This window comes from Okeania hirsuta, assembly GCF_003838195.1.
GTDB classification, from domain to species: domain Bacteria; phylum Cyanobacteriota; class Cyanobacteriia; order Cyanobacteriales; family Microcoleaceae; genus Okeania; species Okeania hirsuta.
Genome location: NZ_RCBY01000008.1, coordinates 1 through 13,051, shown reverse-complemented (window position 1 = coordinate 13,051; position 13,051 = coordinate 1). Strand labels below are relative to the sequence as shown.

The window sequence follows — 13,051 nt, the reverse complement described above, 5'->3', positions numbered from 1 at the left end:
TTTCCGCCTACTCCCTATTCCCTAATCCCTCTTTTCCGGAGATGTCTATTGGAAAAACCTGGGGTTGTCTGAGTTTTAAGCTTTTGATGTGTCCTAACTTTGATTTCGACTGCTATATATCTGTTTCATAGCTAGAAAATAAATTGCCAAAATAAATGCTATTTTACCAGTACTAAGTAACTTGTTTCTCATCAATATACAATTTACCCAAATTTTTCCTTCTGAATAAAAACCTGATTCCTCAATTTTTTTTATCCTCTATTTTTATAAAATTTTTTAGCTGTCAATGAAGAAGTGATATAAACTTATTTATGTTTTTTCTGAATGACGACTTTTTCTAGAGTTTGTAGCAGTTTTGTACCCATACCTTGCTATATAAATTTTGTAGCAACAAATAAACTATAAATTTCTGCTTTGTCGACATGAATAAACCCAAAAGTAACGATTATCTTGGCCTAAGTTGCCACAAAAATCATCTATTATCGGAATCTTAACAATGCTTTTCTTCTAATTAAAGATTCTATTTATTGAGTTTTATAGTCTTTATAGCAAATTCATTTCTAAGTTACATAAAATAATATCTCGATCAGGGTTGACCATAGATCGAGATAGACAAGTTAATAAATTTCATAATTCTGTGCCACCTCACATAAAATTAAGTGGTGTAACACCATTTATCAAAAGTCCTACTACGCTCATAACCTTGATTTTGCCAACTTATAAAGCAACTTCTATTCCTCCATTCTTGAGCGATCGCTACCAACAAAATGAACAAATTTCATCCTACTTAGGTAAGGCCAAAAAATCACCTTCACCATCATCATAACTATTAAATACTCCCCACTAAATTCAAGAAATTCAACTACCCTTGCTGAAAAAAAAGAGAATTAACTCCAAATATTTTTTTCTTTTCTATCCTGGATGGGTAGAGACTTGAAATTTTAATTATTCAGTAATTCATTTCGTCATTTAGTCAGAACAAATCATCAAACATTTTATGATTTTCCTGTCAAAAAATATATTATCGTTATCTATCCAACTACTTATTGATGATTTTTATTCAAAAAATTCCTCCGATAATTTAGCCTTGATTTTATTCCTTCATTCTTGAGCGATCGCTACCAACAAAATGAACAAATTTCACCCTACCTAGCTAAGGCCAAAAAATCACCTTCACCATCATCATAACTATTAAATACTCCCCACTAAATTCAATAAATTCAACTACCCTTGCTGAAAAAAAAGAGAATTAACTCCAAATATTTTTGTTCTTTATTTAGTCAGAACAAATCATCAAACAGAGATATTACCGTTATCTATCCAACTACTTATTGATGATTTTTACTCAAAAAATTCCTCCGATAATTTAGCCTTGATTTTATTCCTTCATTCTTGAGCGATCGCTACCAACAAAATGAACAAATTTCATCCTATCCAGGCAAGGTCAAAAAATCACCATCACCATCATCATAACTATTAAATACTCCCCACTAACTTCAATAAATTCAGCAATAAATAAATAGTAGTTAAAAATTTAAGCCCAGCAAAGTTTGCCGTCATTGATATAACACTAAAAATTAGTTACTCTTACTGATTTTCAGAATTAATACGATTCATTTCCCAAGTAGTATAAGTACCAATTGGACTCCAAAATATATAAGGTAATAATAATATTCCAGCCCAACTATTAATTTGCCAGACAGTCAAAATTAGTATCAGATTTAATACAAAACCCGTTCCTCCAATAATTGTTCCTACCTTCAAATTTTGCATCCAAAACATCACAGGTGTATAGGCTATTGTCACAATTTCTAACAATAAATATAATGCCATTAATAACCAAGTTTTTTTAGTTCCTGGCTCCTGTTCCCAGATAATATATGCAGACCAAGCACCACAAATAAAAATTATCGTCCAAATGCTAGGAATTGCTCTTTCAAAAGTTAACCAATTAGGTCGTTGTAGATGTCTAAACCATTGGATACCTCTAGACGGCGTAAAAATACTACTACTGAATGCTATTAAGAAAGTAACCGCACCAATTATCATCCAAGATTTAATCATTTTTTTTATAGTTTATAATTCATAGCAATACAAAATCAAATTATCAGTATTCAGTATCTAGCTAGTTATAGTTTTTCTATTTTAGCCTTGATATTTTACTAAAGTTTGGGAGCCCTAACCAAGGAAGCATTAAGCCAGAGTCTAAGCTTTTATCTAATCAATTACTATTTTTAGGAATCCTAAATCATTCATAGTAATTTGATTGTTCTCAGTTCCCTCAAAGTCTAAAATCTTTCACAAATTGAAGAAGATTGCTATCTTCAATAAGATTGCTATCTTGATCAGAATAACACTCTATTCCTACTATTTATGAGGAGTATTAGGTTTAACAAAAGATGCAATCTAAACTCAAAAAACTCTGATGTAAAACCCACCCCCATAACAGTAAACTATTGCTAAACAAATTAACTAACCAAGTCGATGATTTTGTTCTAGTTCAATACTAGATTCATTCTCATTATCTTTAGGAACAAGAAAATTACCATTTTGAGGCTGTAAAACAGCTTTAATTGTTTTCAGAAAACGATTTGATGAAACTTTACCATTAAGTCTTTGACGCTCTTTTACCTTCTTAATAAGATGTCGCATTACAGATACATCTAATTCATCTATAAAATGGTCAGCTATTTTTTCTCCCATTAAATCAATTGCCTCAGAATACTGCTTTTTTAACATCTCTATGGCTGCATACTCTTCATTATTAATTTCCTCTGAAGTCTTATTTATTGCATCATAATCATTACAAACAAAATTTTCTGTTCCTTGATGTTTTTTTGCCGAATTACTTACATTTGTATAAATATTATTTTCCATCATATTTTCACCATTTTCCTGAGTAAACTTTTGTGTTGGAATTTGACGACGATCTATAAAACTTTGATAATCGATAATACTCATGCCAAGATTATAAATATGATGATGTACATGATCTATTAGATCCACTTCATCTGGATTGTAGTAACCACGATTATTGTCAATACCATGTAATTGTGCCCAACGTTTTAGAGTTATTTCATCGTCTAAATTGTATCTCTCTAACATTTGACTGGTAGTTAGCTCGCTTTGTGGTGTTACTTTAAAATCACTCATTAATTAATTCTCCTTAACATTATTTGATTCCTGTATATTATAGATTTTATATTAGCATCAAATATCGATTTCAACTATAATAGCTGGATTGCCACAAAAAAATAAATTAGTTTGATAGAACTTTATAAATACTCTTGAAAATAATAATTAAGCTTAATTAATTTACCAGATTAATCTTAGACAAAAAGTATAGAACCTCACATCTATGACTAAGGAAGAAGTAAGAGGGAAGTAGGAAGAAGTAATAAACAAATTTTGAAGAAGGCAGAAGGCAGGAGGGAAAATTAGACCAGGATCTCTTCTAAACGTCACTTCGTATCTTATAACCCCAACCAATTTTAAGCACCCCCCTTTCAACAATTAATAATTAATTATTAATTATTAACAATTACCTCTCCTTGAAAAGGATAGCATTGACGCGGTAGGGAAAATTTTTTCTTTTTTATCCTTTAAAGAAGAGGCTTTAAACCTTAATTATTCCGCAAGGCAAGGTATTAAACCCATGATAGAAAAGATCAAAGAAGAAAAAGCAATCGAAATAGGTTGCTTATAGGATTAGATAAGTTCTTTTTATGCCTAATTTACAGTCTTTTTTTTGTAGGATTCTTTTTTGAAATTGATATAACATATAGATAGTGTTTATAGATGAGTTGTAGATATTAGGCTATAATTTATTCCTACTAAAAACTCTCTTGATTCACGGTCACTATTCTTCATAATCTCTCAAAAAATTAATTTTCTGTTTATAACATCTGGAAACACTTTAACATCATCTATAATTAAAAACTAAGCCTTTTACTGCAATAACTATTACTATGCCTGTATACGATTATTTTTGTCCAACTAATCAGCAAAAACTAGAAGTTTGGCACAGTATAAATGAAAATATTACTACTTGGGGCCAGTTATGTAAATTAGCTAAATGCGACCTTGGTGACACCCCAGAAGACACTCCTGTTAAACGTATGATTAGTGCCCCTAGAATAATAGTAGAAACAGGCATCAGCGATTTAAAAAGTCAAGGATTTAGTAAATTAGTAAAAAGAGACCAAGGAATCTATGAAAATATCACAGCAACAGGCGATGAAAGTCCCATAGTAAATATCAACGACCATAGTACCTATCCAAATTTTAAGCAAAAACTAGGAGACTAAATATCACAAAAAGCTTTCTAATTTTTACTCCAATAATTTTATCCAAAAATAAAAATTAGAAAATCAAAATCATGGTTTATTACATCAACAAGCTACTGCTGTTATAAAAATTTTGATGGTTGCTTAATATTCATATATAGCAATTCCCAAGAACCGTGAAATACAAAATTCGCTTGTTTCAGGAAGTAATGAGTATTAATGCGGGAAACAGGGAATAACGATGCGACCCCGCGTCGGAGACAGACCACAGGGAATGCGCATCAAGACAGAAAAGAAGAAAAACAACAGTATCTCAGTAACTTGATAAGCACTATATATAGTCGAATAATGTATTAATAAGTAGAATATATTAACAAGTGTTTTTTTCTATATTAAACATCTCCAAAAATCAAAAATAAAATCAATTATCACACAGCAATTATCAATTATTTCCCCCTACTGCCTACTGCCTACTCCCTGCTCCCTCTTTTCTGGAGATGTCTATTGATTTATGACTAATTCAAATTCTAGTCTTTTATTCCTATTAAAAAAACACAATTTCCAGCCTTATCTACAACGTTTTTTGCAACTACCAATAGTCAATCTTACTATTGGTATCATCATAATTTTGTCCGTTATATTAACCATAGTAGAATTATCTATACCTGAAAAATAACCCTATCTATTAATATGTAATACATTTAGTAAAATATTCACTATATTATTTGTTATAGAATTAAGCTTCCGGTTTATAGTTGCCCCTAATAAAAAAGTTTATTTTCAAGAATACTGGTTAGATATAATAGCTATATTACCATTACTAAGAGTCTTCAGATCGATTAGAGCTTTACAACTATTACGCTTACTAAGAATACTCAGGTTACCTGGTTTTTTCAACCGTTATGCCAGCTCCTTTCTTTATATCTTACAAAGAGGAATTAAAGAATACCTAATCGTTGTTTGACTACTGCTACGAACTATTATGTTTGGTAGTGTTGCTATCCTAGTATTTGAAAGTAGTAGTAACCCAGACTTCACTTCCTTAGAAGAAAGATTTTGGTTTAGTGTTTATTCTCTATTTGCTGTCGAACCAATTCCGGCTTCACCATCCTCATTAGGAGGAAAAATAGTTGCAGTGTTTGTCATGTTTATGAATGTTACTATCTTTGCTATGTTGACTGGAAAAGTATCAGCATTTATGGTAGATAAAATCCGTATAGAGGATGATATTGTGGACTGGGGAAGCTTTAGTAATCATACAATTATTTGTGGTTGGAATCGCAAAGCTGAGATTATAGTTAGAGAATTTAAAGCTGCTGGTTAAAGCAAAGGAATACCAATTATTGTAATAGCTGAATTTAATGATGAACCTAATTTTATTGCCCCAGATTTAAAATTTCGGATACAATTTCTCAAAGACGATTTTACCAAATTTACTGCTTTAGAAAAAGCAGGTATACGTCAAGCTGAAACTTGTATTATTTTGTGTGATAAAACCCATGGTCGTAGCGATCAAGATGCAGATGCTCGGAAAATTTTAGCAGCTTTAACAGCAGAAAAATTAAATCCAAATGTTTATACCTGTGCTGAATTACTTAACCGTGAATATGGCTCTCACTTAGATATGGGTCATGTCAATGATTATATAGTTAGCCAGGAACAAAGTGGTTTTCTATTAGCTCAAGCTGCTTTGAATAGAGGGTTAATGGGTGTATTTTCAGAATTACTAACTTATGAAAGGGGAAGTCAGTTTTATCGGATAACTATTACTGCTAAATGGATAGGGAAAACTTTTTTAGACTTGTTTATTTATACATATTAAGCAAACTCATAACGCTATTTTAATAGCAGTTTCTCAGCCTCAAGGTAAGTTTTAAATTAATCCTGAACGCTATATTTTTCAGGAAAAATATAATTTAATTGTTATAGCTTCGAGAAAAATAAAATTATAAATTTGATTATTTTAAGCCATTGCTTTTAATTGTTTTTAGCATTAATAGCGGTTGGCGAAAAATAGCTAATATCATATAGCAATCCTAAATAGGTTGCGGGTAATCAAAAAGTAAATAAAAAAACTGAAACTCTTACCAGTTAAGTGTTCCCAGTTAAGTGTTCCCTAAAAAGCAGTAAGATTTTTGACACGAATAAAATAGGATTGCTATATCTCTTTAAATAGGGTTTGCTGAAAAAGTCTTATGGGTGAGGGTAGGAGGACCGAGTCAGGAGGACCGAGTCAGGAGAAATGGGAATTATAGAGGAGGTAGGAGGAAAAATAGTTCCTTGATTTTTCTGCGCAACTATGCGCCTAAAATGCTAATTTTTTGAACCTAAGCGACCTAAAAGCTGGGACTTTTTTCAACTAAAAAATGCTAATACCTTTATATGTAAATGCTTTTAGATTTAATCAGCAAACTCTAAATAACCACTTCGGAAAAATTTAGGGGGTAGGGAGCAGGGAACAATAGGAAATTTGTTTGCTCCCCATGACAAATGGAAAAAATATTCTCTCTCAAGATAAGAACATTTTTATTATGGCTAATTAATGAGACTTGATATAATAACTTAGTACAGCAATCCTGAATAGGTCAAAACCAAATAAAAAATACAGCAGATTTCATATAAGTTAAGGTACACCAATACTGAGCAAGATTCCTGCATTAAAAAAGTATTATTATTAATGTCTTTAACTGTATATATAACGCTACGCATTAAGGTTTTTGACATCAATAGAAGCTGAAACCCTTTTTATTTCCTTATTGCCTATTGCCTATTGCCTGTTGCCTTACGCGTAGCGCTATACTTGCAATTTACTGTAAATGGAAATAATTGCCATATTTTAAGAATTAATAACTTAAAACTTAACAGCTTTTTCTGGTGTAGCTAAAAACTCTCGCAAGCGAACTAAACTAAAAGTCTGACCTAAATTTAGAGGCAACATAGATATTCCTTCTAAACGAGATTGTATCCAACCATCTCCCCAATACCACTCGTGAAATCCATCAATACCTTGACTAAGTAACAACCTCAAACAATTTGACCCTACTACATCAACATAATGTTTAATTTCTACTAGGCCAACCATACTTTTAAACTCTAAACCCTGAGACAATTGTTCTGGTAGTCCAGGAGAAAAGCGTTGAGGCCACAACCATGTTTGTAACTGAGATGAACATAGTAAACTCTCTCTGATCGTAGCTTCAGTAGCTTCAATCTCAATCCGCAAATGGCTTTTTTGGAAAGTACCTAACATAATAATATAGTAATATAATATTTGAATTTATACTTGGTATCTCTTTCTCAAACAAAAATAGAAAATTACAAGCATCTAGGTTAACATTATTTCCCTATAATTAGGGATGAGTGAAGCCAAAATTTGCAGCAAATTTACTTATTTTTATAATTTATTACTAGATATTTTAGCAAAAAATTATTTCTCAAGATAATATTCATCGTAAGTTTTATAACTGAATAATACTATCTATAATATATCATTATATCTAACAACTTAGACTAACACAATAAGCATAAAACTAATACAAAAACTAGGGCATAAATTATGTATAACCATTACTTACATCTATAATAAATATCTGACAAACTTAACAGGAATATTCCAACAGAGTTATGATAAAAACAATTAGAATTATTAAGAAATGTAAGGACTTCAATGGCAGATCGACTAATTAGAGCGACAGCAGCAGAAGGTGGCATTCGTGTTGTTGGTGTAATTACCACCCGCTTAACTGAAGAAGCAAGACAACGACATCAACTTTCTTGGGTGGCCTCTGCTGCTCTTGGCCGCACAATGGCTGCTGGACTATTATTAGCTTCTAGCATGAAAACTCCCGAATCAAGAGTCAACATTCGTGTCCAAGGCAATGGTCCTTTAGGAGGAGTTCTTGTGGATGCAGGACTAGATGGAACAGTAAGAGGCTATGTAGACAATCCTACAATTGAGCTGTCACCAAATAAAATTGACAAATTGGACGTAGGAAAAGCAGTAGGCAACCAAGGCTTCTTATATATAGTAAAAGATGTAGGTTATGGCTACCCATATTCCAGTACGGTAGAGCTAGTATCTGGAGAAATTGGAGATGATATTGCTAATTACTTAGTTACATCAGAACAAACACCATCCGCTTTAGTACTAGGAGTATATGTAGATAAAGAGGGTATACAAGCAGCAGGAGGACTTTTGTTACAAGTTATGCCCAAAGCAGCTATAGATGAAGAATTAGTTCAAACCTTAGAATCTCGTATAGCTTCCTTATCAGGTTTCACTCCATTACTTAGAGCTGGCAAAACGTTACCAGAAATTTTTCAACAACTTTTGGGGGACATGGGGTTAAATATATTTCCTGAAAGTCAAATAGTTCGTTTTCACTGTGGTTGCTCTTTTGAAAAAGTTTTAGGAGCCTTAAAAATGTTTGGCGTTGATGAACTAAAAGATATGATTGAAAAAGACAATGGTGCCCAGGCAGTCTGTGAATTTTGTGGAGAAGTATATCAAGCTAGTAAACAAGACCTGATACAACTAATTGAGGACTTACAACAACCCTTCACAGAAATTCCTGTTGGACAACTACATAAATCATCTTCATAAGTTTATTCTAAGAATTCAGAACACATAGAAATTGATCGTTGTCTTCTGAATTCATAGCTTTATAGAACCAATTTGATACCTTGGTCACAAGAATAAGGGAGGCGTAGGTTCGGCAATGAAAATCAAATGTGAGGGCTAATTTTTCTGTAAAAATTGATGCTTCAGATAATTACGAAAGATAATTACGAATAATAATTATAAATTTATAAATGTTAAATAGGATACATGTTAAATAGGTTTCATATTATTAAATATGGGTTTTCCATATTAGCGATAAAACTAAGTTTTTGTTTTCATTTTTTCAACTGAAAAACTTGTAAAACCTCCTGGTATTAATTGTTTTCTCAAACAATTAATTTTCTGTTCATATTGAGGTTGCATCTTTTCCCAAAATAGTGTATAAATATAAACCGCAGATAATTGAAGCCTAAATTTAATATTTTAGATAAAGGCTTACCCACAGGCTAAACCAACCGGAAAGTCATTAAGCATGAAATATATCTGTTGCTTGCTGTTCGGGATAAGTAGTGTATATGAATGAAAAATACAAAACAATAGACCGTATACGGACACTACGCCAGATGAAGCAAAAAAAACAAACCCAATGGCAACTACCTGAACGTAGGAAAAACCGCGAAGAAAGACTGCAGCAACTTAGATCCAATGGCAGTCAGATACAAACATACAAACATCCGGCCAAACCTTCCACTCTGCAAAAATATTCAGTTTCTCCAATAGAAAAAACTAAGCAAAAAAGCCCAAAATCTGCAAACAATACTTGGCCGATAAAATGGCTATTTTGGATAGCACTATTGGTAATAGTTCCAGCTGGGGCAGGTATAACAGCCATATCAGCCTTATTCAAATTACCTTCTCAGGCAGATTGTGAAGCAAGTTACTGGCCAACCGCATCAGCAAGCAAACGTCTTTATTGTGCTCAGATATTAGCTACTTCTCCCACAGTAGATAGTTTACTTCAAGCAATTAATTTGGTAGATGTTTTATCAAATGACCATCCAATGCGTCCAAATATTGATGTTTACATTGAACAATGGTCTGAAAAAATATTGTCCCTGGGAGATTTAGCTTTTCAAGATGGAAAATTAGAAGAAGCTATTAAAATTGCCCAAAAAGTACCTCAGAAAGTTTCAGCTTATCCAGTTGTCAAAGAACAGATTCAAAATTGGCAACAAACTTGGACTAAAGCTGAAACAACTTATAAGAAAGCTCAAGAACATCTGCGTCAGGAAGAATGGAATCAAGCTTCCATGGAAGCTTCTCGTCTACTGTCAGTACCAAATGTACATTGGGAAACGAAAAAATACCAGGAACTAATTAACGACATCAAAAGAACTCGCCAAGAAGGTGGCAAATTAAACCAAGCACGAGAGATTGGCCAACAAGGTGGACTAGATAATCTCACCAATGCTGTCAAAAAAGCTCAAGCAATTGGGAAAAATAGCTATCTCTATCAGACCGCTCAAAAGTTGATACTAAATTTGGGCGAACAAATAGCAGATATAGCCTTAGTAGAACTAAATGAAGGAAATTGGCAAGAAGCACTCAAGATAGTTAATAAAGTTCCAGAAAATGATGTCCTAGAGGAAAAAGTAAAAGATATAGAATTATTAGCTCGTGCCCATTCTCCAGCTAATCTGGGTACAATAGTGGGACTAGAAGATGCTATTGCTCAAGCTCAAAAACTCAAAACTGAACGACCTCTTTACAGCAAAGCTCAACAGTTAATTAGTATTTGGCAACAAGAAATTGCAGATGTCAAGATTATAGAAGAAGGAAAAAAACTAGCCCAACCAGGAGGAATTAGCGATTTGAAAGCAGCGATCGCTAAATTGCAGACTGTTCCTCCTTATAACCCCCGTGGACAAGAAGCAACTACTTTGATAGGAAATTGGAGTAGACAACTACAGCAACAAGAAGACCGGCCTTATTTGGAAAAAGCAGAAAAATTAGCAAGTTTTGGCGATATTAGTTCTATACAAGCTGCCATTGATGAAGCAAGTCAAATTGGTAGGGGCAGAACTCTATATGAGGAAGCTCAACAGAAAATCCAAAGGTGGACACAAAGAGTTCAACGTTCTCAAGATCAACCAATTCTTGATAATGCAGAACGCCTAGCATCCTCAGGTAATTTAGAACAGGCAATTATTACAGCACAACAGATTCAACAAGGAAGGGTTCTATATCCCCAAGCTAACTCCAAAATACAACAGTGGCAATCTCAAAAAGAGGCAAAAGAAAGTTTAGAGAATGCTCGTCAAGCAGCAGCAGTAGGTACGGTAGATGGTTATGCTCAAGCTATCAGTTTAGCACAGAAAGTACCCACTTACAGTTCTAGGCAATTGGAAGCTTCCCAGTTGATTAATCAATGGGGTCAACAAATTTTATCGATCGCTATGGACGAAGTTAATCAAAATGTACCACTAGCTATTGAGATTGCTAGAAAAATCCCGGTAAATAGTGTTGCTTATAACTCAGCTCAGAGTCAAATTAGAATTTGGCAAACCTGGCTGAATCCAACTCCAGAATATCAGACTCCAACTCCAGAAGCTGTAGAGTATCAAACTATACCTATACCTCCAGACCAATCTCAACAATTGAGAGAAGAAAATCAAAAGACCATAACAGATGAGAGAGGTAAACCCCTAATATCTGCACCAAAGTTTATGAATAATAATTAACACGGAGGAAGTTCGAGAGCTTGGTAACGCCCTCAATTTAGGCGCGGGGGCGGAAAAACGAACGGCGGTTTCAACCCCCCTTAATCAGGCAGGGCTAATTCATTGTCGCCAGAGAAAAATATTGAGGAGTACAATGATTGGTGTCAAGTATTGAGTGAAGCCAAATATTCTCTATTTAGGGCTTAGATAGAAATGAACTTGTTACAAATCTTGGCCCAGTTACCAGATTTTCGAGCTGCCAGAGGGAGACGTTATCCATTATGGTTAGTATTACTGTTAGTAATTATGGGTACAATGAGCGGTTGTTTCTCCTATTGTGCCCTAGAAGATTTTGCTCGTCGTCATCACCTGGCCTTACACCAACAACTAGAGCTATCACCTTTGAGTTTTCACTCCAGAAGTCTACATTTCGGCGAATGATGACCAGAATTGATTTTGCTCAGTTGGCTCAAGTATTCAATCAATGGGCTAAACAGCAAATCACAATTCAAGAGGCCGAATGGTTAGCAGTAGATGGTAAGAGTATTAGGTCTACTGTGAGTGATTGTAATAGTTCTTACCAAAACTTTGTCAATGTTGTTTCTGTGTTCAGTAATTGTCAAGGAGTACCTGTACCTGTAGAGCAATTTCACAATCAAGAAAGTAGTGAAATTGCTGTTGTCCAAAGCATATTGACTAGCTTAAACCTCAAAGGAGTGGTTTTTACTTGTGATGCCTTACATGGTCAAAAAAAACAGTCAAGTTAATCATTGACAGTGACAATCATTACAAGGGTAGCACTCAAAGGTAATCAAAAAAAATTGTACCAACAGGTACAACTAACGACTAAACAAACACAACCAAGTAGTATTGATATATCAGAAGACAAATGCAGAAATCCTTTGGTTTGTAGAACAGTATCTGTGTTTAATCATCTGTTGGGAATTAGCTCTGAGTGGGAGGGAATTAAGTCTTTGATTAAAGTAGAGCGTCAGGGTAAACGAGCAGGTGTTGATTATGATCAAACAGCTTACTACATTAGTAGTCTAGAGTTGAGTGCTGCAGAATTTGCAGTAGGAATTCAGGGACATTGGGGAATTGAGAATCGACTACATTGGGTTAAAGATGTAGTGTTTGGAGAGGACAAGAGTCTAATTCGGCACTCTCAAGCTGCAGCTAATTTTTCTGTGATTCGTCAGTTGGCGATCGCTATCTGTCGCCTTCATGGCTATTCTTCCCTCACTACTGCTATTCGTACCATTGCTCACGATTTGGAGCAGATTTTTCTGCTGTTGTAAATCCAGAACTGAAGTCGCCCTCGAATTGAAATGGGTTCAGACAAGACCCTTGCTCTGAGCTAGTTTTCCATTTCAATCGTTCTGGTGTTTGTGATCGCTACTTTCATGCAACAAAGCCGTTTAAGAGTGATAATTTCGGGAAAAAACCATGAAATACTTGATAACATGGCCAAACTTGTACTCCTC

At 33.9% G+C, this 13,051-nt stretch carries 11 protein-coding genes and 1 pseudogene; 9 read left to right on the top strand and 3 right to left on the bottom strand.

Annotation, left to right across the window (positions count from 1 at the left end; all coding sequences use genetic code 11):
- Window positions 1-592 precede the first annotated feature (592 nt).
- A complete protein-coding gene (locus D5R40_RS02515) occupies window positions 593-826 on the top strand; it encodes a hypothetical protein (protein ID WP_124144058.1) in 234 nt (77 codons plus the stop codon).
- A gap of 761 nt (window positions 827-1,587) precedes the next feature.
- Here the strand turns inward: D5R40_RS02515 and D5R40_RS02510 are convergent.
- A complete protein-coding gene (locus D5R40_RS02510) occupies window positions 1,588-2,064 on the bottom strand; it encodes a TspO/MBR family protein (RefSeq protein WP_124144059.1) in 477 nt (158 codons plus the stop codon).
- A 408-nt stretch (window positions 2,065-2,472) separates the two neighbouring features.
- Complete coding sequence (locus D5R40_RS02505) at window positions 2,473-3,153, bottom strand: hypothetical protein (RefSeq protein WP_124144060.1); 681 nt, start codon at window positions 3,151-3,153, stop codon at window positions 2,473-2,475.
- 815 nt (window positions 3,154-3,968) lie between these two features.
- Here D5R40_RS02505 and D5R40_RS02500 point away from each other — a divergent pair.
- The 4 genes from D5R40_RS02500 (at window position 3,969) to D5R40_RS02485 (ending at window position 6,108) form a co-directional block, all read left to right on the top strand.
- Entirely contained in the window at window positions 3,969-4,307 is a 339-nt protein-coding gene (locus D5R40_RS02500) for an FmdB family zinc ribbon protein (RefSeq protein ID WP_124144061.1), read from the top strand.
- Window positions 4,308-4,974: 667 nt separating this feature from the next.
- Window positions 4,975-5,250 (top strand): ion transporter, encoded by a 276-nt coding sequence (locus tag D5R40_RS42350; RefSeq protein ID WP_124144072.1) that lies wholly within the window; start codon window positions 4,975-4,977, stop codon window positions 5,248-5,250.
- Window positions 5,251-5,268: 18 nt separating this feature from the next.
- Complete coding sequence (locus D5R40_RS02490; RefSeq protein ID WP_124144062.1) at window positions 5,269-5,610, top strand: hypothetical protein; 342 nt, start codon at window positions 5,269-5,271, stop codon at window positions 5,608-5,610.
- A 9-nt stretch (window positions 5,611-5,619) separates the two neighbouring features.
- Window positions 5,620-6,108, top strand: coding sequence for a TrkA-related ion transporter (locus D5R40_RS02485; protein ID WP_124144063.1), 489 nt, complete (start codon window positions 5,620-5,622; stop codon window positions 6,106-6,108).
- 1,029 nt (window positions 6,109-7,137) lie between these two features.
- Here the strand turns inward: D5R40_RS02485 and D5R40_RS02480 are convergent.
- Window positions 7,138-7,536, bottom strand: a complete 399-nt coding sequence (locus tag D5R40_RS02480) for a hypothetical protein (RefSeq protein WP_124144064.1) — start codon at window positions 7,534-7,536, stop codon at window positions 7,138-7,140.
- Window positions 7,537-7,953: 417 nt separating this feature from the next.
- Between D5R40_RS02480 and hslO the strand changes: the two genes are divergently transcribed.
- The 4 genes and pseudogenes from hslO to D5R40_RS38995 all read left to right on the top strand — a co-directional run bounded on the left by hslO (window position 7,954) and on the right by D5R40_RS38995 (window position 12,865).
- Window positions 7,954-8,889: an Hsp33 family molecular chaperone HslO gene (gene hslO, locus D5R40_RS02475; protein ID WP_124144065.1), complete on the top strand. Its 936-nt coding sequence runs from the start codon at window positions 7,954-7,956 to the stop codon at window positions 8,887-8,889.
- A 533-nt stretch (window positions 8,890-9,422) separates the two neighbouring features.
- On the top strand, window positions 9,423-11,588 hold the full coding sequence (locus D5R40_RS02470) for a hypothetical protein (RefSeq protein ID WP_124144066.1): 2,166 nt from the start codon (window positions 9,423-9,425) through the stop codon (window positions 11,586-11,588).
- 192 nt (window positions 11,589-11,780) lie between these two features.
- Window positions 11,781-12,008 (top strand): transposase family protein, encoded by a 228-nt coding sequence (locus tag D5R40_RS02465; protein ID WP_124143838.1) that lies wholly within the window; start codon window positions 11,781-11,783, stop codon window positions 12,006-12,008.
- Window positions 12,005-12,865, top strand: a pseudogene (locus D5R40_RS38995) (ISAs1 family transposase). The gene D5R40_RS02465 and the pseudogene D5R40_RS38995 overlap by 4 nt, the downstream one beginning before the upstream one ends.
- Window positions 12,866-13,051 lie beyond the last annotated feature (186 nt).

Coding starts and splice junctions, on each gene's coding strand:
- D5R40_RS02490 (WP_124144062.1), top strand. CDS start 5,269: ATGTTTGGTAGTGTTGCTATCCTAGTATTTGAAAGTAGTAGTAACCCA.
- D5R40_RS02470 (WP_124144066.1), top strand. CDS start 9,423: ATGAATGAAAAATACAAAACAATAGACCGTATACGGACACTACGCCAG.
- D5R40_RS02505 (WP_124144060.1), bottom strand. CDS start 3,153: ATGAGTGATTTTAAAGTAACACCACAAAGCGAGCTAACTACCAGTCAA.
- hslO (WP_124144065.1), top strand. CDS start 7,954: ATGGCAGATCGACTAATTAGAGCGACAGCAGCAGAAGGTGGCATTCGT.
- D5R40_RS02480 (WP_124144064.1), bottom strand. CDS start 7,536: ATGTTAGGTACTTTCCAAAAAAGCCATTTGCGGATTGAGATTGAAGCT.
- D5R40_RS02465 (WP_124143838.1), top strand. CDS start 11,781: ATGAACTTGTTACAAATCTTGGCCCAGTTACCAGATTTTCGAGCTGCC.
- D5R40_RS02510 (WP_124144059.1), bottom strand. CDS start 2,064: ATGATTAAATCTTGGATGATAATTGGTGCGGTTACTTTCTTAATAGCA.
- D5R40_RS02500 (WP_124144061.1), top strand. CDS start 3,969: ATGCCTGTATACGATTATTTTTGTCCAACTAATCAGCAAAAACTAGAA.